The following is a 20555-nucleotide window of genomic DNA, read 5'->3' as shown; positions in this document are numbered from 1 at the left end:
GATGATTAAATGAACAAAATAGGTGAAGAAATAGAAAAATTAACTATTGAACTTGTTAATATACCTAGTGTCAATGGCACGGAAGGGGAAGGAAAGCTAAGTAATAAAATATTCAGTTATTTAAAAGAAATTGAGTATTTTAAAAAGCATCAAGATTACATTTTTCAAGTGCCTTTAAAAAATGATAAGTTGGGGAGATCAAATGTTTTTGCACTTTTAAGAGGAGAAAATGGAAGTTCAGGTAGAACAATAATTTTGCATGGGCATATGGATACTGTTGGTGTAGATGATTTTGGGAATTTAGCTAAGTACGCTTTTGATCCTAAAACTTTAATGGAGAAACTAAAGGAAATTGAATTGCCAAATGAAGTAAAAGAAGATCTTGAAAGTGGAGATTGGCTATTTGGAAGAGGAGCATCGGATATGAAAAGTGGTGATGCAGTCCATTTGGTAGTATTAAAAGAAATTTCAAAATTGGTCAGTGAAATAGATGGAAATATACTTTTTATGTCAAATCCAGTTGAGGAAAATCAGCATACTGGGATAATTGAAGCAATAGACGTGCTAAATAAATTAAAAGATAAATATAAGCTTCAGTATGTTATGGCAATAAATAATGATTATATATGTCCTATGTATAAAGGCGATAAAGCAAAATATATATACACAGGAACTGTAGGCAAGCTTCTTCCTTCCTTTTATTTTGTAGGAAAAGAAACACATGTAGGACAATGTTTTGAAGGCTTAAATCCAGATGATCTTGCAGGAGAACTCATAAATGAAATTAATCTTAATGTGGGAATGTGTGATGAATACAAAGGAGAGTATACATTACCACCTTCGGTTTTGAAGTTTACAGATTTAAAAGAAAATTATAATGTTCAAACTCCTTTCTCTGCATTTGCGTATTTTAATTATGCTGTTCATAACGAGTCGCCGGAAAAAACATTAGAAAAGCTTAAAAAGGCTGCAAGGGATGCTTTTGAAAGAGCAATAAAGAAAAATGAAGATAGGTATAAAAAATACTGTGAAATGGTAAAGCAGGAATATGAACCATTAAATTTTTGTACCAAAGGTTATAACTTATTCAGAACTTTATAAAGAGGCAGAAAAAAGTTTTGAGGGAGATTTAGATAAGAAAATTGAAAATTACGCAAAGAAACTTTTAAGTGAAAGCGTGGACTCAAGATATATATCACTTAAGATTGTTCAGGAAGTTTTCAATATATGTACCAATAAAAAGCCTTGTATAGTGATTTTCTTTGCTGCTCCATATTGTCCTCATAATACATTGAAAAGTGAAAATGATGGGGAAAAAGAAATTATAGATAAGATAAAAGCCTATACAGATGAACTAAATGAAAGAGAGGAAATAAATGAAGAGTTTAAGATAATGCAATTTTTCCCAAGCCTTTCTGATAGCAGCTATCTTAAAGTAGATGACAATTTTGATGAGCTTTATAGCATAACTTCAAATTTCCCTGGGTGGAATAAAATTTATGGAGTTCCACTTAAAGAAATAAAAAAGCTTAATATATCAGCAGTGAATTATGGCTGCTATGGTAAGGATGCACATAAGTGGACAGAGAGAGTGTATAAACCTTATTCTTTTGAGGTTTTACCAAAATTAATAATGCTTACAATTAAAAAATTATTTAAATAAGGAGTTGATTTAAATTGAGTAGTCTTTATGAAAGAAGTCTTAAAGTTATTCCTCCTGTGGCAGGGAGAGCTACAAAGTTAGGAGTAGTTAAGGGTAAGGGTTCTTATTTGTACACAGAGGATGGCAAAAAAGTTTTGGATTTTGCGAGTGGAGTTGCTGTATGTAATTTAGGACATAATAATGAGGCTGTTGTAAAAGCTGCTAAAGAACAAATAGACAAGCTTATACATGGAGGACATAACGTAGTTATTATGAGTCCTATGTTAGATTAGCAGAAAAATTAGTTGAACTCACAGGAAACAATACTATGGTTTATTTTAGTAATAGTGGGGCTGAAGCTAATGAAGGGGCTATAAAGTTAGCTAAATATACTACTAAAAGACCAGCAATTATATCATTTAAAGGCTCTTTTCATGGAAGAACATTAGCCACTGCTTCTATAACTGGCTCAAGTTCAGCTTATAGAAAAAATTATGAAGCACTTCTTCCAAGCGTTTATTTTGCAGAATATCCATATTGCTTTAGATGTCCTTACAAGCAGGATAAAGAAACTTGCAGCATGGAATGTATAAAACAATTTGACGATATGTTTAAGAAACTAATAGATCCATACAGCGTTGCAGCTATTATAATGGAACCAATTCAAGGAGAAGGTGGATACATAGTTCCTCCCAAAAGGTTTTTAAAAGCTGTTAGAGATATTTGTGATAAATATGGAATATGCCTTATTTTTGATGAAGTTCAATGCGGTTTTGGAAGAACAGGAAAACTATTTGCACATGAACATTTTGGAGTTGAACCGGATATTTTTACATGTGCTAAAGCAATTGCTTCGGGTTTTCCTTTAAGTGCTGTCATAGGGAAAAAGGAACTTATGGAAAAAATGGCCAGCCGGAGCTCATGGTGGAACCTTTGGTGGAAATCCTGTATCCTGTGCTGTATCTCTTGCAACAATAGAGGAAATGGAAAATGGAGCTTTAGAAAATGGAAATAAAATGGGTAAGTATCTTAAAGACAAACTTTTAAAGCTTAAAGATAAATACGATGTTATAGGTGATATAAGAGGCATTGGTTTGATGATTGGTGTTGAGTTCTGTAAAGAAAATAATGAACCTTATGGAGAAATTGTAACGGAAATAAGACAGTTTGCAGTTGAAAATGGTCTTATACTATTGGGATGTGGTACAGATCATAATGTACTTAGGTTTATAGCACCACTAACTGTTTCAAAGGAAGAAATAGATACAGCTGTTTCTATAGTAGATAAGGCTATTAACAATTTGATTTAAAAATAACTATTTAATTTTTCAACTTTATTAAAAAATATAATTATTTATTATTAAAGTTGAAAATTTTATTATAAAATGTTATAATTTTAATAATAGGAAAAAGAACGATGCCGATTTAGAAGATTTTTAATATATAGGAGGGGATTTTATGATTGACCTGGTTGATATAAAGAAGGATTTTAATGGCAATGAGGTACTTAAAGGAATTAATTTAACCGTAGAAAAAGGAGAAGTTATTGCAATAATAGGGCCTTCGGGTACAGGAAAAAGTACACTTTTAAGATGCATAAATCAGCTTGAACAGGTTACTAGTGGTGATATTAGAGTTGATGGTAAATCGGTATTTTCTAAGAAACAGAAAAAAAATGAACTTAGACAAAAAATAGGTATGGTATTTCAACATTTTAATTTATTCCCTCATCTTACGGTGCTTCAAAATCTTACTATAGCTCCTGTAAAGATAAAAAAGGAAACTCCCAAGGAGGCTGAGGAGAAAGCACTTGCTTTACTTGAGAGAGTTGGTTTAAAGGATAAAAGTAATTGCTTTCCAAGCAGGCTTTCAGGAGGGCAGAAACAAAGAGTTGCTATTGCTAGAACTTTAGCTATGTCGCCAGATGTAATTTTGTTTGATGAACCAACATCAGCTCTTGATCCGGAAATGGTAGGAGAGGTTTTACAGGTAATGAAGGAACTTGCCAAAGATGGAATGACTATGATTGTAGTGTCTCATGAAATGGGTTTTGCAAGGGAAGTATGTGATAAGGTTGTATTCATGGATGGTGGCAATATTGTAGAACAAGGGACACCAGAAGAGGTTTTTGATAATCCACAAAATGATAGAACAAGGGAGTTTTTGAGAAAAGTTTTAGTGTAAAGGCAATTAAAATCTTATTGTGACTATATTTTAAAGTTGTATACAAATACAAATTCAAATACATAAAACATTTTATCGAGGTGAAAAGTATGGGATTATTAAAATATTATAATTTATTTATACAAGGTACTAGAAATACAATTATTTTATCCATTATTACTGTATTAATAAGTATAATTATAGGACTTATACTAGCGCTTATGAAATTATCAAAAAGTAAAATAATTAAGGGGATTTCTACAGCTTACGTTTCAATTATACGAGGTACTCCATTATTAGTTCAAATATACATTGTATTTTATGGATTGCCTGTGTTGGGGTTTAAACTTCCAAGTATTCAAATAGCTGGAGTTGATTTCTCAAGATTTGCTTCTGGCATTATAGCTTTTTCAGTCAATACTTCAGCTTACATATGTGAAATAATAAGAACTGGAATACTTTCAATAGATAGTGGTCAAAAGGAGGCTGCTGAATCTTTGGGCTTCAATTATAAAATGTCTATGAGATTTATTATTTTGCCTCAAGCACTTAAAAATATTCTTCCTGCTCTTGGAAATGAATTTATAACTATAATAAAGGAGTCATCAATGATTTCAATTATAGGAGTTCCTGATTTAATGTATGTTGCGGATACTATAAGAGGAATTACATATGATCCTTTCTCTGCACTTATAGTTATAGCAATAATCTACTTTGTCATTACATGTGTACTTACAACTCTTTTAAGAAAATTTGAGAAAAGATTAAGAGCGAGTGATGGGTAAAATATGAACATTATAAACAATTAATTTGCAAAAATTTTTTTAATATTATAAAAATTATGAGGAGGAAAAGAAATGAAAAAGCTTTTAAAAAGACTCTACTAGTTGCTTTAGTAGGAATATTAGCATTATCTGCAGCAGGATGTGGAAGCAGTACGGCTTCATCTACTACTTTATCATCAACACCGACTATTGATAAAATAAAGAAAGCGGGCAAGCTCGTTGTTGGAACAGCAGCTGATACCCACCATATGAATTTTATACTGAGAACAATGGAAGCACAAAAATATCAGGATTTGATATGGAATTAGCTAATGCTGTAGCTAAGGATCTTGGAGTAAAGCTAGAAATTAAGGATATGAAATTTGATGGATTACTTCCAGCACTTAAAACCAACACTGTAGATATGGTTATTGGAGGAATGGCACCTACAGAAGAGAGAAAAAAGAGTGTTGATTTTTCAGAACCATATTACAAGGCAAAACAGTCTGTTTTAATAAGAAAAGAAGATGAAAATAAATATAAAACAGTTGAGGATTTAAAAGGTAAGTCTATAGGTGCACAAAAGTCAAGTACTCAAGAGCAAATTGCTCAAACAGAAATTTCAAATCCAAATTTAGTATCAATTCCTGTGTTTACTGACTTAATAATGGAACTTAGAACTAAGAAAATAGATGCATTAGTATGTGAAAATACAGTAGCCAAGCCATATACTATAAAATATGACAATTTAAAAATAGTTAATATAAATTTTAAAAAGAGTGAAAAAGATACAGCAATAGCTGTAAATAAGGGAAAATCAGATTTAGTTAAAAGATTAAACAAGGTTATTGATGAACTTATAAAAGAGAATAAAATAAATACTTGGATAGATAAGTATAGTACCATAGCAAGTAAAGGAATAAAGGAACAATAGTTGCGGGGGTAATATAATGGATAAATGTTTCGTTAGGAATTCTACAGGAGTTTTAAAGAAAGTACTTATGTGTCCACCTACTTATGCAAAACTTCAACCAATAAACGAAGTTTCAAGAAAATGGATAAGTAAAAGCTGCGAAATTAATAGAGATGTATGTATAAAGGAGCAAAATGAACTTATTCAGGCTTACAAAGTAAATGGAGTAGAAGTAGTTATGATGGAACCTTGCAGTGAACTGACAAATGAAGTCTTTGCAAGAGACTTTGGGGCATGTATAAAAGAAGGATACATTTTAGGAAAGTTTAAAGAAAAGATCAGATGGGGAGAAACTGAAGCTTATGAAAATAAGTTAAAAGAACTCGGAGTACCATGTGTGGCAAAATGTAAAAAAGGCTATTTTGAAGGTGGGGATTTTTGGTTTTTAGATGATAAGACTCTTGCAATAGGAACTATAGCAAGAACTACTGAAGAAGGAATAGAAGACATAAGACATCAAATAGGAAAGTATGGATATGAAATAATATCGGTTAAAGCACCGGAAAAATATCTCCATCTTGATATGTGTTTTAATGTAGTAGCTGAAAAATTAGCGATTATATGTAAAGAGATTTTTGAAGAAAAATTTATAAAAACGTTAGAAGATAAAAACTTCACACTTATAGATATAGATAAAGAAGCTATACTTAAACATGGATGTAATGTACAAGCAATTGGAAAAGACAGAGTAATTTCTTTTAAAAATAATAAAATTGTCAATGGTAAGCTTAGAGCTCATGGAATTGATGTGATAGAAGTTAATTTAAAGGAAATATTTAAGCAAGGTGGAGGAGCACATTGCATGACATTTCCACTTGTAAGGGAATAATATTGGATAAAAGATTTAATGTGAAAATTTATTTTAGCATTAAATCTTTTATTTTTAATGCTAATATGATAGTATACATGTACAAATACAAATATGAAAATATTGAGGCTAAGGTGATAAAATGAGTAAACTACCACAGATAGGAATGAAAACTTCATTAACAGAAAAGGCTTATGAAACAATTAAAGATGCTATTATGACTAATGTTTTTAAGCCAGGAGAATTACTGATAGAAGAAAGTTTAGCAGATCAGCTTGCAATAAGTAGAACACCTTTAAGAGCGGCTTTAAAAAGGTTATCTTATGAACATCTTGTAGATATAAATTCTTCAAGAAATGTTATTGTGGCGAATATAGGTGAAAAAGATGTTGAAGAAATAACTGTTGTAAGAGAAGTACTAGAACCTCTTGCAGTTAAGCAGCTTGAAGGAAATATAAAAAAAGAGGAAATAAAAATACTTGAGCAAATACTTAAAAATGAAAAGGAAGCCGCAGCGGGCAATACCTATAAAGAACTTATAAAAATGGAATATGAATTTCATGTGTCTATAGGTAAGTTTACATATAATAAATGGCTTTATGAAATGGTCAAGGATGTAAATACAATAATACAGAGATATCTTATTTTATCTGGAAGCTTAAATAAATATAGAAAAGTTGCTATTGAAGAACATGAAAATATAGTATCCCAAATAAAAGGTGGAGATTATTTGGGCGCTGAAGAAAGTATGAGGATTCATATAACTAATGTATCAAATAGAATGTTTAAATAAGTTATTTTACAAAGCAATTAATGATGATACAGTTTTTTTGAGTTACTTAATAATCTTTAAAATTTATTGATTTTTGAAATATATCCATAAAATAATATAATTGGTTGGTTTTTAACTATAATACGGTAAAATTGTTTTTGGTAAATGTTTTAAAAGCGGCTGATTTTACGAATAAGACAAGCGATTCAACTATAAAAAAAGTTAGGAAAAGCTTTATTTTTAAGGATTTTTATACCTATAAACGTTAATAATATAGATAATATTGCTATACATATGAGTAAATAATTTTCAAATTTTACGGTTAAGTCACTTGATACATTGAAGAACATTTCTTTACAGATGAAATAAAATTCCACCGCATAAAGATAAACTTTGTATATAGATGGCATTCTATATTTGACCTACACATGAGATTTTAACTTTGCCATTATTAATATTAATAAATCCTTTCTTCTTTAATGTTTAAGTTTACTCTGTTCTATAATTTATAAAAGTTAAATGTTGCCAAAAAGCTTTTTTCTTGATTTTAAACTTCTAGGTTATTTGTCTTTATTAAGATTATATGATATTCTTTGCTTGTAGAAATTAAAAAAGTTTAAAGCCTTAGAAATATTTAGTGATTCGCGGTTGGAAAATAGTTAATTTATATATTATTGCACAAAATTAAAAAATAATACAAAAAAATAGTTGACACATATGCGTAAAGGTGGTATTATAAATAAGCTGTCTCGTGCAGCACATTGAACTTTGAAAATTAAACAGAGAAGAATTAAGTAAACCAGCAATTCTTTTGAATAGAAGAAATTCTATTTAATATATAAAGCGATGAGCTTAGGAATACAGCAGGTCATTATATATAAGTAATGATGAGAGAATTTTGGGAAAGACGAGGAAATAAAATAGGTTAATAACTATTTATTAGCGTGTTTTGTTGACGAAGTATTGCACAAAAATTTTTATAATATTATAAAATTATAGGAGGAATTAACCATGGCAAGAAGCAATAGTAATAGAAAATTAGTACCAGAAGCTAAAGAAGGATTAGATAAATTCAAGATGGAGGCTGCTAGTGAAGTAGGAGTAAACTTGAAGAACGGTTACAATGGAGACCTTACTTCAAGAGAAAATGGCTCTGTTGGTGGTCAAATGGTTAAAAAGATGGTTGAAAGTTACGAAAATAATTTAAAATAGTTTAGTAAAAACCCGCATTTATTTGCGGGTTTTTATTTTAAATAATGTAAAAACAAATGGAAAGCTGTAAAATTTATATTTCAAGCAAAATATATACCTTAGAAACAATTTGGAAATAACTTTATAAAGTTTGGCAAAAAGATAGTGATATAGTAATAATATGGTTATTAAATTTATAAAGACTGGAGAATGTAAAATGAATGACAAACTAGTATCTATTATAGTACCTATGTACCATGAAGAGGATGTTGCAAATGAATGTTACAAAAGGTTAAAAAGCACAATGGAACATAATTCAATAAAATACGAGCTGATTTTTGTAGATGATGGAAGTAGGGATAATACTTTAAGCATTCTTAAGAATATTGCGGCTTTTAATAATAGAGTTAAAGTAATTAGTTTTTCCAGAAATTTTGGTCATCAGATAGCTGTAACTGCGGGGATAAATAAAGCTAAAGGTGATGCTGTTGTTATAATTGATGCAGATTTGCAGGATCCACCAGAATTAATTCCTAGGATGATTGAGTTATGGGAAAAAGGATATGAGGTTGTTTATGGAAAGCGAATCAAAAGAAAAGGAGAATCAATATTTAAACTTTTAACAGCAAAGCTTTTTTACAGATTTTTAAATAATATGACAAGCATAGATATACCTTTAGATGTAGGTGATTTTAGACTTATAGATAGAAAAGTTGCTAATATTTTTAGCACTATGAACGAAAATAATAGATTTATAAGAGGAATGATAAGCTGGATAGGTTTTAGACAAATTCCTATAGAGTACGAGAGGCAAGAAAGGTTTGCAGGAAAAACAAAATATCCTTTAAAAAAAAATGATTAAGTTTGCAGAGGATGGAGTAATTTCATTTTCTTCTAAACCATTGAAGTTAATTGGATTTTTAGGATTTTTATGTATTGAAATTTCAATTTTATATTTTTATATCTAATTATAAATGAAATTTATATTTAATAATAAAATACAAGCATATTTACCTATTGTTATGATTATTACATTTTTTAATGGAATTCAACTTGGTGCTGTGTGTTTATTAGGAGAATATATAAGTAGAATATATGATGAAAGCAAAAAAGACCTTTGTATATTATAAATGAAGAAATAAATATAGGAGATAACAGCAATGAATGTAAATGTATTTATTGATAAATTAATAAATTTTTTAAAGGTAAATTTATTAAATATTATAGGAGCACTTATATTTGGCTTAGGAGAAATAGAATTAATTAAGGTTATGAAAATATATTCTGTAGGAAGGCGAGGAAAACTAGCCTTATTAATTTTATTTGTTATACTCTTCTACTTTATAGTGCAATGGTATGGAAATGTGTGTAAAAAAACTAATATGAGAATTATATTTATGATTCTTTTAGGATTAGCTATTTATGTTAGAATGAGTATGTTTAAATATGTGTCTGGAGACTATACGGATTATTTAAAAGTTTGGATAGACAAAATGAGGCAATATCGAGGAATGGAGGCACTATCAAAAAATATTGGAAATTATAATCCACCATATATGTATATATTATTTATTATATCTAAATTTAAGTTAGATTCTTTGTATTTGATTAAATATATTTCTGTTGTTTTTGATTGTTTAATTGCAGTATACATATTTAAAATGGTTTATAAGTTTAAAACGCAAAAGTCATTTTTACCATTCATTTCATTTTTTGTATTTTTACTTTTACCAACGGTTATTTTAAATAGCTCGATGTGGGGGCAATGTGATAGTATATATGCTTTATTTTGCCTAATGGGGCTATACTATACTTTGAATAATAAAAAGTATCTTGGAATTATATTATTTTCTACAGCCTTTTGTTTTAAGCTTCAAAGTATTTTTATATTACCAATAATATTAGTGTTTATATTTAAAGAAGAGTATAACATTAAACATCTAATTTTATTTCCTATAATTTTTTTTATAGAGCTGCTTCCAGCTATATTTTGTGGAAGACCTTTAAATGAAATTTTTATGATTTATTTTAATCAAGCGGACTATGTTAAATTTCTTTCAGCAAATAGTCCAAGTTTGTATTCTTTTGTTGATAATACAAGTAGTAATTATGAAGCTTTATATTTACCTTCATTATTATTTGCTGCTGTTGTTATGTTGTTATTTATTTGTTTAACATATTTTTTTAAAGATGCAATAGAAAACAGAAAATATATAGAAATTTGCTTTGTGCTAACGCTTATAATACCATATTTGCTGCCTAAAATGCATGAAAGGTATTTTTATTTGGCAGAAATATTTTCTTTGTTGTATGTATGTCTTAACAATAAAAGATGGTATATATTGCCTATGACTGTTATAGCTTCACTTTTAGGATACAGGAATTATTTATTTTTGGAAAAATTAAGTTCAATTTCATTAAAAATAGGTTCTATAATGTTATTTGTAGTAATTGCATTAACCTTTTGGGATGTGGTTTATAATGGATTAGTTTATAATTACAATAAATGCTATAAAGATAACTAGATTTGAAGATTAACTGCATAATATTAAAAATTCTATATCTGAATACAGATGCTAGCATTCATATTCAGGTATAGAATTTTTGTTTATAGGTAACTATTTAAATTTTAATGTAATTTTTGTTTATGTGGATTTAATCATAATAGTCATCATAATCGTCATAGTAGTCGTCATAATAATCATCATAGTAGTAATAAGGTGAAAAGTAGTAAGGATAATAAGGTCTTCTTCTCCTTCTTCTTCTTCTCCTTCTCCTAGGACGACTATAATATTGTCTAGATTGAGATTCAGTACTATCTAGAAATGGACAATAAAAATAAGGATTGGAAGTTTCTTCGTAATCTTCCTTTTCATCAGTGGTTTCATTAGAAGTTTCAGAACTATCTCTATAGATTGACATGTGATTCCTCCGAAAATTTTATTTACGATAATTATAATATTCAATATATAAAGAAATGTTACTTAAAAATATTAAAATATACATATGGATTATTATTTTATATCAATTAAAATATGATATAATTAATGGCAAAAGATTATACAATGCCAGGCGGTTAAGTTTAATATATGGATAGGAGAGATATTATGGATAAAAATATGCTGTGGAATATGGAACAAAGAGTTAAAATAACTATGGAAAACTTAGAAAAAAATAATATGGAAGCCTATTTTGTAAAAGATGAAGAAGAAATGATGGACAAGGTAAAAGAAATTGTAACCGAAGGTGAAACTGTTGCGGTTGGCGGATCTATGACACTTTTTGAAACAGGGATTATAGATTACTTGAGAAATGGAAAATTTAATTTCTTGATAGGTACAAAAAAGATCTTACTTCAGATGAAATTAAAGAAATATTTAGGAAAAGTTTTTTTGCAGATTCATATTTCGTAAGTACAAATGCTTTAACACAAAATGGTGAACTTTATAATGTTGATGGAAATGGTAACAGAGTTGCAGCTATGCTTTATGGCCCTGATAAGGTTATTGTAATTGCAGGTATTAATAAAATTGTAAAGGATGTAGATGCAGCAATAAAAAGAAATAGAGAAATTTCAGCACCTACAAATGCCAAAAGGCTTAATAAGCTAACACCATGCACTAAGATAGGGCAGTGTATGGATTGTAAAAGTAGCTATAGGATATGCAATGAGTACACCTTGATAAGGAGACAGGGCTCAAAGGGAAGAATAAAGGTAATTATAGTTGGAAAAGAATTAGGATATTAATTATGGAAAAAATAATTACTTATTCATTAAAAAGTGGAAATGTAAATTCTGATGATTATTATAAAGATATATCTAAATTTACAGATGAAGTTATAAATAATAGCAGTGATCTTTCAAAAAAATAATTGAAAGCTTTAAAAAATATATTGAACAAAATAAAATTGAAAAACTGCGAAGTACAGAAGAATATATGCTTGAATTTTTAATTATAGGTGTACTTTGGCAGCTTTATAGTGATGATGCTATAAAGCTATCAAAACTTCCTCAAAAGATTCTTAATGAACTTAATGACTTAAGGCAAAAAGGAAAAGACATTAAGGGAAAGATAGATATTATAAGGGGAATATTATCTACGATATTTTTAATGCCAAATGATAATTATAATTCAAACGCTGCTTTAACTTATGAGAATTTTAACAAACTTATAAGCTGGCTGAAAGCTTCAGGTGAGTTTAATGAAGAAGTTAAAAGATTTTTAAATTGGGGACAATATATATGTTATATCGGTGAGGAAAAAACAAAGGAGTTTTTTACTATTGCAGTTACTTTAGCTCTATATTTTAGTGCAAGAAGTGAAGCAGTTTTAGGAAAGTATACAGTTAAAATAGATGAATTTTTAAAAAATGAATATCCAAAGCATAAGTGGAAGGAAGATGTAATTCTTTGTGGTAGACAAAGAGTAGAATATCATTTAAATATGGTAGGGGCTGAAATACTTAATTGCGTTTTTAGTGGAGATTTTTTGAAAACTAAAGAGAAAAAACTTATACTTCCAGCATGCATGAGATATAAAGGTCAAAATGAATGCAAGGCTAAAGCTACAGATGAAGGATATGTTTGTAGATATTGCTCAAATTTGTGCAGAGTTAATAAGCTTACTAAACTTGGAAATCAGTATGGTTTTCAGGTTCTTATAATTCCTCATGCATCCTCAGCCTTTAAGAATGCCAATATTGAATACGGAAAAATAGGTATAGTTGGAGTTGCATGTATTCTTAACCTTTTAGAGGGTGGCTATAAGGCACGCAGACTTAATATGGTTCCACAATGTGTAATCTTGGATTATTGTGGCTGTAAAAATCATTGGGACGATAAGGGCATAGTTACGGATGTAAATTTAAATCAACTTAAGAAGGTTTTTAATATATGTTTATAAATAATATTAATAAAATTAGTAAATATTAAAAGGTGAGTAGAATAGTAAGGAGCAATAACTATGAAAAAATTTATATTTGTGTCTGATTTTGATGGTACTCTTACAGAAAAGGATTTTTATAAAATTATTATGGAGGAATATTTAAAAGAAGATTGCAAAAAGCTATATAAAGATTGGAAAAACAAAAAAATTAAGGATATCGATTATTTAGGTTATGTATTTAGAAATATAGGTAGAAATGAAAAGCAAATATTCGAAGATATAATGAAGATATCGCTAGATCCATTTGCTAAGGAGCTCATAGATAATGTAAAAGCAAATGGAGGGGAATTTGCTGTTGTAAGTGCAGGCACAAGTTATTATATAGATAGGGTTTTTATGAGTAAAGGAATTAAAGATGTAAAAGTCTATTCAAATAAGGGTGTATTTAAAAATAATGGAATATATTTTGAATTGGATAAAACAAATGAATTTTATTCCGATATTTATGGAATAGATAAGGGAAAAGTAGTGAAGAAATTAAAAGAAGAATATGATTTTGTGTTTTATGCAGGAGATAGTGAACCAGATTTAAGTGCTGCTCTTATATCCGACGTGGTTTTTGCAAAAATAGTCTTGCAGAGCTTCTTCAAAGTGAGAATAGAGAGTATTTTAAATTTGAAAATTTTAAAGAAATATGGGATAAAGTTAAAATTTATTTGAAAGGGTGAAGGCGTTGAAAAAATCTGATCATAGAATTTCAATACCATCTATACTTGAAGTTGGAAAGGGTAACTTAAAAAATATAGGAAACATAATAAAGAAAGGTGAATTCGAAAATGTAGCCATTTATTATGGAGATGGAATACATGAGTTGTTTGGAAAAGAAATTGAAAATTCTATAGCTGAAGCTAATATAAGGTTTCAAAATATGGGAGAAGTTAAAAATATAGATTTTGAAGAAATTGGTGTAGAAGCTTTTGAAATACCCAAAGAAGTTGATGCTCTTATAGCTATAGGTGGAGGTAAGGCTATAGATGTAGTTAAATACATGAGCTTTTTGAAAAGGATGCCTTTTATAAGTGTTCCAACGTCCACATCAAATGATGGTTTTTCAAGTACTGTAGCTTCTCTTACTTTAAAGGGCAAAAGAACTTCTTTTCCAGCAAAAACTCCTTATGGAATAATAGTTGATATAGATGTTTTAAAAGGAGCACCAGAAAAGTTTATATATTCTGGAATAGGCGATCTAGTTTCAAATATAACAGCTCTTTATGACTGGAAATTTGAAGAAGAAAATGGCAAAAGCTATGTGGATGATTTTGCAGCTATGATATCAAAAAAATCTGTGAATAGCTTTGTGAGAACAGATTTTAAAGATATTAAAGATGATTTATTTTTAAAGGAGCTTGTGGATTCCCTTACCATGAATGGAATAGCTATGGAGATTGCAGGAAATAGCTCACCAGCGAGTGGCTCAGAACATTTAATATCACATGCTTTAGATAAGTTTTTGGAGAAACCGCAGCTTCATGGAATTCAAGTAGGAATTGCAACATATATAATGGCAAGAGTTCAAGAGCATAGATTTGAGAGAATAAAAAAAAGTTCTCTTAGAAACTGGCTTTTTTGATTATACTAAAACCCTTGAGCTTAAAAAAGAAGATTATAAAAAAGCAGTTGATATGGCACCAAGTATAAAACCAGGAAGATATACTTACCTTCATGTAAGAGGAAATCGTGATTTAGCTAAAAAAATCATAGATGAAGATGAAATTTTAGTGAAAGTGTTAAAATAAAAGTCTACGGTTAAAAAATGATGATAAAGATCTATGTCATTAATGGAATCTAAGAATTGCTTGCTTATAAATACATTATTAGAAAGTTTATCATGAGCTGCATATAATATAATTATAAGTATTTTTAGGAGATAGTTATATGGATAGCAGCGTAGTTCTTATATTTTTTTATATATTGCTTGTGATGCTCGTTATAGGACTAGGGTATATATTTTATCTATGGAAGGAAAAGGATATAGAGATAAGAGAAGATTACTACGGACTTAATTTTAATGTATTTAATACCATAAAAAATGAAGAGTATAGTAAAGAAAATATAAAAGCTATACTTAAAATAATAAAAAATAGCATAATTTATGTTGAAGAAAATCATAAGTTTGACATTAACTTAAGAAAAGAAAACATTGCTCTTAAAATTTCAAAGGATGAAATAAGTAAATTAAATCTTAAAAGTAAAATAGATGATGAGAGCGTAAGAATCATTATAAGAATTGGTTGTGCATTTATGCTTTCAGATAAAAAATAAAAAAACACTTTACGATTTTATAATAAACATATAAAATAAACAAGAGTAATGGAATTAATTTCATTACTTTATTTTTGCTATTTATGTTATTGATTTTGATAGTTGAAGCAGTTTAGATATTGGAGGAGAACATGATGAATAATGAAAATACTTATGATGTAACATCACTCACATCTCTTGAAAAGCTTGAACCTGTGAGAGTTAGGCCTGGAATGTATATAGGCTCTACTGGAAGCAAGGGGTTGCATCATTGTATATGGGAAATATTAGATAATGCTATAGATGAGCTTACTAATGGCTTTGGGGATACGGCTTATGTAATATTGAATGAAGATAGAAGTGTTACTATTGTAGATAATGGTAGAGGTATACCTACAGGTATTCATCCTGTAAAGAAAAAGTCCGGTGTGGAAATGGTTTATACAGAACTTCATACTGGAGGAAAATTTGATAATAAAAACTATAAAACATCAGGAGGGCTACATGGTGTTGGAGCAGCAGTTGTAAATGCATTATCTGAATGGGTAGAGGTTGAAGTAATGCAAGGAGGTTTTGTGTATAAGCAAAGATTTGAATATGCTTATGATAAATCCTTAAAGAAGAAAATGCCAGGAACTCCTGTTACAAAACTTGAGAAAGTGGGAAAAACAGATGAGACTGGAACAAAGGTTACCTTTAAACCGGATAGAGAAATTTTTAGCACTATAGATTTTAAATTTGAAACTATAGATGAAAGACTCAAAGAGCTTGCTTTTCAAAATAAGGGAATAACTTTAGTTTTTATAGATAGGAGAAATGAAGAGGAAGTAAGGAAAGAGTATCATTCTGAAAATGGTCTTTTAGATTTTATAGAATACTTAAATGAAAGTAAAACTCCTATTCATAAAGAGCCTATTTTATTTGAGGGCGAAAGGGAAATTGCTGGGGTAAAGCTTTATGCAGAAGTATGTATGCAATTTACGGATTCGACTACAGAATATATTGCGAGCTATGTAAATAATATACCAACCACAGAGGCGGGTACTCATGAATCTGGATTTAAAACTGGAATGACAAGGGCATTTAAAGAATGGGCAAAAAAACTAAATATTTTAAAAGAAAAAGATAAGGAATTTGAAGGCGATGATATAAGAGAAGGGATGACAGCAATAATAAAAATCAAGCTTACAAATCCTATTTTTGAAGGACAAACTAAGACAAAGCTTGGAAATAGTGAAGCTTATACCATGATGAATGACCTTTCCTATACTAAACTCTGTGAGTGGGTAGAGGATAATAAGGACTTGGCATCAATGATAATGAAAAATGCCGTAGAAGCTGCAGCAAGAAGAGACAGAATAAAGAAAATAAATGATGCAGAAAAGAAAAAAATAGGCAAAGGCGCAGCACCCCTTGCTGGAAAGATTGCTGTTTGCACAATAAAAGATCCAGAGCTTTGTGAGTTTATAATTGTCGAAGGAGATTCAGCAGGAGGAAGTGCAAAGCAAGCAAGAGACAGAAGATTTCAAAGTGTAATGCCATCAAAAGGAAAAATAATGAATACAGAAAAGCAAAAGCTTGAAAATGTGCTTGGAAGTGAAGAACTTAAAATATTTAATGCGGCCATAGGGACAGGAATACTTGAGAATTATAAGGAAGAAGATTTAAGATATCATAAGATAATAATAATGAGTGATGCTGATGTAGATGGATATCATATAAGGACATTATGGATGACATATATATATAGATATATGAGACATATTATATCAAATAATCATTTGTATATAGCACTGCCGCCTTTATACAAGGTATATAAAAATTCAAAAGGCAAAGAGATTGTTAAATATGCTTATAGTGATGATGATCTTGATGAGGCAAAAAGAAAAATTGGAAAAGGAAGTCTTATACAGAGATACAAAGGACTTGGCGAAATGAATCCAGATCAGCTCTGGGAGACTACACTAAATCCGGAAACAAGAACGCTTCAGCAGGTTACTATAGAAGATGCGGCTAAAGCCGAAAAAATGGTTTCACTTTTAATGGGTGACGTGGTTGAGCCTAGAAAGAATTACATGTACAAATATGCTGAATTTTAATTAAAGGGTTACCATGCTGAAAATTAATTTATTATAAATTAGCATATGAGGTGACCTTATATCTGGAAGGAATGAAAATATGGCAAAGAAAATAAATATACCAAAGGATAATAATATAGTAAGGATTCCAATAGAAGAAGCAATGCCCGAAAATTATTTACCTTATGCAGTAGAAGTGGCAAAAGAAAGGGCACTTCCTGATGTAAGAGATGGACTTAAACCAGTTCATAGAAGAATATTATATGGGGCTTATATGCTTAAGGCTTTTCCTGATAAGCCTTATTATAAATCAGCAAGAATAGTTGGAGATATACTAGGGAAGTATCATCCACACGGTGACAGTTCTGTTTATGAGGCTATGGTTATCTTAGCACAGAATTTTACAACAAGGCATCCTCTTATTGATGGACACGGAAATTGGGGAAGCATAGATGGAGATAGTGCAGCTGCCATGCGTTATACAGAGGCAAGGCTTACACCTATAGCGCTTGAAATGCTAAAGGATATAGATAAAGGTGTAGTTAATATGGTTGACAACTATTCAGGTTCTGAACTTGAACCTGAGGTGCTTCCAGGAGGCTATCCTAATTTACTTGTAAATGGAACTTTCGGTATAGCAGTTGGACTTTCAACTAATATACCGCCACATAATTTAAATGAAACTATAGATGCTTCTCTTGCGTATATTGATAATAACGACATAACAATAAAAGAACTTATGAATTACATAAAAGGGCCGGATCTTCCGACAGGAGGAATATTAATAGGCAAAAATTCACTTAGAGCAGCTTATGAAACTGGAGAGGGCAGAGTTACTTTAAGAGCAAAGACAAAAGTTGAAAAGCTTGAAAACGGAAGATTTGCCATAGTTATAACTGAATTTCCTTATAAAAGAAATAAAGCTAAGCTACTTCAAACAATTTCAGAGATGACGGCAGATAAAAAGCATTCTAAAGTTCTTGAAAGTATATCAGATATACGTGATGAATCTGATAGAAATGGTATAAGAGGGGTAATAGAATTAAAAAAATCAGCTGATGAAAAAACTGCTGATAAAATACTAAAATATCTATTTAAGAAGACTGAGCTCCAATGCAATATAATATTTAATATGGTTGCAATAGCAGATGGTAAACCCGAAACTATGAGCTTAAAGACCATTTTAATGCATTACGTAAATCATAGAAAAGATGTTGTAACAAGAAGAACCCAAAAAGAACTTGAAATTGCTCAAAAAAGATTTCATATAGTTGAAGGCTTTATAAAAGCAATAGGAATTATGGATGATATCATAAAGACTATAAGAGCTTCAAAATCTAAAAAAGATTCTGAAGAAAATTTAGTTAAAGAGTTTGGATTTACAGAAGATCAGGCTCAGGCTATTGTAGAACTGATGCTTTATAGGCTTACAGGACTTGAAATAAAAACTTTTGAAAAAGAATACAAGGAACTTGAAAAAATTATAAAAAAACTTAATAACATACTTAAAAATGAAAAAGAACTTTTTAAGGTAATAAAAAAAGAACTCATAGATATAAAGAATAAGTATGGAGAAGAAAGAAGAACTGAAATAATTGAAAACGATGATGTGGCAAGAATAGATGTTGAAGAATTTGCAGTAATAGAAGATATCGTTGTAACTATGTCAAACGAAGGCTACATAAAAAGAGTATCTCAAAAAGCTTATTCAAGATCTAATGCAAATACTTCTGATATTGAATATAGAGAGGGAGATTTTAATAAGTATTTATTTGAGTCTAATACCGTTCATAATATATTGTTTTTTACAGATAACGGGAATATGTATAAAATAAAGGGAGATAGTATTCCAGAGTGCAAATGGAAAGAAAAAGGCGAAAAATTAGATAATATAATAAAAGGCTTGGATTTAAATAAAGAAAAAGTAATAAATATATTTTCTATACAAGATATGCAGGAAGATAAGAACTTTATTATGTTTACAGATAAAGGCGGCATTAAGAAGACTGGCATAGATAAGTTTTTAACTAATTATTCTAAGATAATGGCCTTAAAGCTTAGAAAAGATGAAAAGCTTGTGAAAGTCATATTTGATGAAGACGAGAGGAAAGAAAAATATATCGAGATAACAACAGAACTTGGACTTAGTTTTAAGTTAGAAGAACCATCAATTGAAGAGGCAGATAGAAACGTAATGTCATATACTATGTTTAATTTAAGTTCTAAGGATAGAGTTGTAAATATAAATTTTATAGAAAACAGTGAATGTAAAGCATTTGAAGTAAAGATAAGTTCAAAAGGAATTATAAAAACAAATTTGATAAAAAATAGTAAATCAGCTATAATTACATCAACGACAGAAAAAATTCTTATTTTCACGAACAAAGGAGCAGTTATAAGAGTGCCAGCTTTTATAATTGAAAATATTTCTAAGGAAGGCATAAGCATATCAACTATTTGCGATGAGTTTACAGAAGACTCTAAAGTAGTTGGCATTATTTCAGTAAAAAAGTTTGATGAAGGTAAATATATTTATTTCTTTAGCAAGAATGGTTTTGTAAAGAAGACTGCATTAAGTGAATTCGATGGGGATTATCTAACAACTCCATGCTATAAATTTAGAAATGAAAGTGATGAACTTATAAATGCTGAGCTTGGAGAGGAAACTGAAAGTGATATTATTTTGGTTACGGAAAAATCAATGTGCATAAGATTTCAAAATAATTCAGTAAATCCTATGGGCAGAATTGCATCTGGTGTTACTGGAATAAGTTTAAACGAAGATGATTTTGTAAAATATGGTTTTATACTTAAAAAGGAGTTTATTAAGATGAGTATTAAATCTAAATTAGGCGAAGAAAAAGAAATACTATTTGAAAATATAAAAGAACAAAACAGGGGTGGAAAAGGAAAAAGCTTAATGGTTGATGCACTTTCCACAATGAAGATTGAATAAAGCAAAGACTAAGTTTAAAAT

21 protein-coding genes and 3 pseudogenes are annotated in these 20555 nt (G+C 29.5%); 23 read left to right on the top strand and 1 reads right to left on the bottom strand.

The window, feature by feature from the left end; all coding sequences use genetic code 11:
- Window positions 1–9 precede the first annotated feature (9 nt).
- The 14 genes and pseudogenes from AGR56_RS06540 to AGR56_RS06495 all read left to right on the top strand — a co-directional run bounded on the left by AGR56_RS06540 (window position 10) and on the right by AGR56_RS06495 (window position 10838).
- Entirely contained in the window at window positions 10–1101 is a 1092-nt protein-coding gene (locus AGR56_RS06540) for a M20/M25/M40 family metallo-hydrolase (protein WP_347460430.1), read from the top strand.
- A gap of 76 nt (window positions 1102–1177) precedes the next feature.
- Entirely contained in the window at window positions 1178–1663 is a 486-nt protein-coding gene (locus tag AGR56_RS23330) for a hypothetical protein (RefSeq protein ID WP_347460428.1), read from the top strand.
- Between the two features lie 14 nt (window positions 1664–1677).
- On the top strand, window positions 1678–1935 hold the full coding sequence (locus AGR56_RS22640) for an aminotransferase class III-fold pyridoxal phosphate-dependent enzyme (RefSeq protein WP_278279584.1): 258 nt from the start codon (window positions 1678–1680) through the stop codon (window positions 1933–1935).
- A gap of 35 nt (window positions 1936–1970) precedes the next feature.
- Entirely contained in the window at window positions 1971–2657 is a 687-nt protein-coding gene (locus AGR56_RS22635; RefSeq protein WP_278279583.1) for an aminotransferase class III-fold pyridoxal phosphate-dependent enzyme, read from the top strand.
- Window positions 2590–2952 (top strand): annotated as a pseudogene (locus AGR56_RS22630) (aminotransferase class III-fold pyridoxal phosphate-dependent enzyme); the annotation flags it as partial. The gene AGR56_RS22635 and the pseudogene AGR56_RS22630, both read left to right, overlap by 68 nt.
- Window positions 2953–3100: 148 nt before the next feature.
- Window positions 3101–3826: an amino acid ABC transporter ATP-binding protein gene (locus tag AGR56_RS06530; RefSeq protein ID WP_053241585.1), complete on the top strand. Its 726-nt coding sequence runs from the start codon at window positions 3101–3103 to the stop codon at window positions 3824–3826.
- 89 nt (window positions 3827–3915) lie between these two features.
- Window positions 3916–4590, top strand: a complete 675-nt coding sequence (locus AGR56_RS06525) for an amino acid ABC transporter permease (protein ID WP_053241584.1) — start codon at window positions 3916–3918, stop codon at window positions 4588–4590.
- Between the two features lie 56 nt (window positions 4591–4646).
- Window positions 4647–4898 (top strand): hypothetical protein, encoded by a 252-nt coding sequence (locus AGR56_RS21520; protein WP_242851350.1) that lies wholly within the window; start codon window positions 4647–4649, stop codon window positions 4896–4898.
- Complete coding sequence (locus AGR56_RS06520) at window positions 4889–5503, top strand: transporter substrate-binding domain-containing protein (RefSeq protein WP_242851349.1); 615 nt, start codon at window positions 4889–4891, stop codon at window positions 5501–5503. Before AGR56_RS21520 ends, AGR56_RS06520 begins: the two co-directional genes overlap by 10 nt.
- Before the next feature lie 16 nt (window positions 5504–5519).
- Window positions 5520–6371 (top strand): dimethylarginine dimethylaminohydrolase family protein, encoded by an 852-nt coding sequence (locus AGR56_RS06515; RefSeq protein ID WP_053241583.1) that lies wholly within the window; start codon window positions 5520–5522, stop codon window positions 6369–6371.
- Between the two features lie 121 nt (window positions 6372–6492).
- A complete protein-coding gene (locus AGR56_RS06510) occupies window positions 6493–7143 on the top strand; it encodes a GntR family transcriptional regulator (protein ID WP_053241582.1) in 651 nt (216 codons plus the stop codon).
- 990 nt (window positions 7144–8133) lie between these two features.
- Complete coding sequence (locus AGR56_RS06505) at window positions 8134–8334, top strand: alpha/beta-type small acid-soluble spore protein (protein ID WP_053241581.1); 201 nt, start codon at window positions 8134–8136, stop codon at window positions 8332–8334.
- A gap of 196 nt (window positions 8335–8530) precedes the next feature.
- Window positions 8531–9496: pseudogene (locus AGR56_RS06500) on the top strand (glycosyltransferase family 2 protein).
- Window positions 9474–10838 carry a hypothetical protein gene (locus AGR56_RS06495; RefSeq protein WP_053241580.1) on the top strand — a complete coding sequence of 455 codons (1365 nt, stop codon included), beginning with the start codon at window positions 9474–9476 and terminating at the stop codon, window positions 10836–10838. The pseudogene AGR56_RS06500 and the gene AGR56_RS06495 overlap by 23 nt, the downstream one beginning before the upstream one ends.
- A gap of 130 nt (window positions 10839–10968) precedes the next feature.
- Here AGR56_RS06495 and AGR56_RS06490 read toward each other — a convergent pair whose 3' ends face one another.
- The gene (locus tag AGR56_RS06490; RefSeq protein ID WP_053241579.1) at window positions 10969–11235 is read right to left on the bottom strand and encodes a hypothetical protein; all 267 of its coding nucleotides are present in this window, start codon (window positions 11233–11235) and stop codon (window positions 10969–10971) included.
- Between the two features lie 185 nt (window positions 11236–11420).
- Here AGR56_RS06490 and AGR56_RS21515 point away from each other — a divergent pair, with 185 nt between their 5' ends.
- From AGR56_RS21515 to AGR56_RS06455, 9 genes and pseudogenes are all read left to right on the top strand, one after another.
- The gene (locus AGR56_RS21515) at window positions 11421–11726 is read left to right on the top strand and encodes an LUD domain-containing protein (protein ID WP_242851348.1); all 306 of its coding nucleotides are present in this window, start codon (window positions 11421–11423) and stop codon (window positions 11724–11726) included.
- A complete protein-coding gene (locus AGR56_RS21510) occupies window positions 11678–12061 on the top strand; it encodes a lactate utilization protein (protein ID WP_347460519.1) in 384 nt (127 codons plus the stop codon). The genes AGR56_RS21515 and AGR56_RS21510 overlap by 49 nt, the downstream gene beginning before the upstream one ends.
- A 2-nt stretch (window positions 12062–12063) precedes the next feature.
- The gene (locus AGR56_RS22625; RefSeq protein WP_278279582.1) at window positions 12064–12186 is read left to right on the top strand and encodes a hypothetical protein; all 123 of its coding nucleotides are present in this window, start codon (window positions 12064–12066) and stop codon (window positions 12184–12186) included.
- A gap of 65 nt (window positions 12187–12251) precedes the next feature.
- The gene (locus AGR56_RS06480) at window positions 12252–13217 is read left to right on the top strand and encodes a DUF116 domain-containing protein (RefSeq protein ID WP_242851347.1); all 966 of its coding nucleotides are present in this window, start codon (window positions 12252–12254) and stop codon (window positions 13215–13217) included.
- A 60-nt stretch (window positions 13218–13277) separates the two neighbouring features.
- Window positions 13278–13919, top strand: a complete 642-nt coding sequence (locus AGR56_RS06475; RefSeq protein WP_242851346.1) for an MtnX-like HAD-IB family phosphatase — start codon at window positions 13278–13280, stop codon at window positions 13917–13919.
- A gap of 13 nt (window positions 13920–13932) precedes the next feature.
- Window positions 13933–14995 (top strand): annotated as a pseudogene (locus AGR56_RS06470) (iron-containing alcohol dehydrogenase family protein).
- A gap of 139 nt (window positions 14996–15134) precedes the next feature.
- A complete protein-coding gene (locus AGR56_RS06465; RefSeq protein ID WP_053241578.1) occupies window positions 15135–15521 on the top strand; it encodes a hypothetical protein in 387 nt (128 codons plus the stop codon).
- A 134-nt stretch (window positions 15522–15655) separates the two neighbouring features.
- Window positions 15656–17599 carry a DNA topoisomerase IV subunit B gene (locus AGR56_RS06460; RefSeq protein ID WP_053241577.1) on the top strand — a complete coding sequence of 648 codons (1944 nt, stop codon included), beginning with the start codon at window positions 15656–15658 and terminating at the stop codon, window positions 17597–17599.
- A gap of 79 nt (window positions 17600–17678) precedes the next feature.
- Window positions 17679–20534 carry a DNA topoisomerase IV subunit A gene (locus AGR56_RS06455; RefSeq protein WP_053241576.1) on the top strand — a complete coding sequence of 952 codons (2856 nt, stop codon included), beginning with the start codon at window positions 17679–17681 and terminating at the stop codon, window positions 20532–20534.
- Window positions 20535–20555: the final 21 nt, after the last annotated feature.

Origin of the sequence: Clostridium sp. DMHC 10 (assembly GCF_001270375.1) — a bacterium.
GTDB classification, from domain to species: domain Bacteria; phylum Bacillota; class Clostridia; order Clostridiales; family Clostridiaceae; genus Clostridium_S; species Clostridium_S guangxiense.
This window is presented reverse-complemented; position numbering and strand designations above follow the sequence as displayed.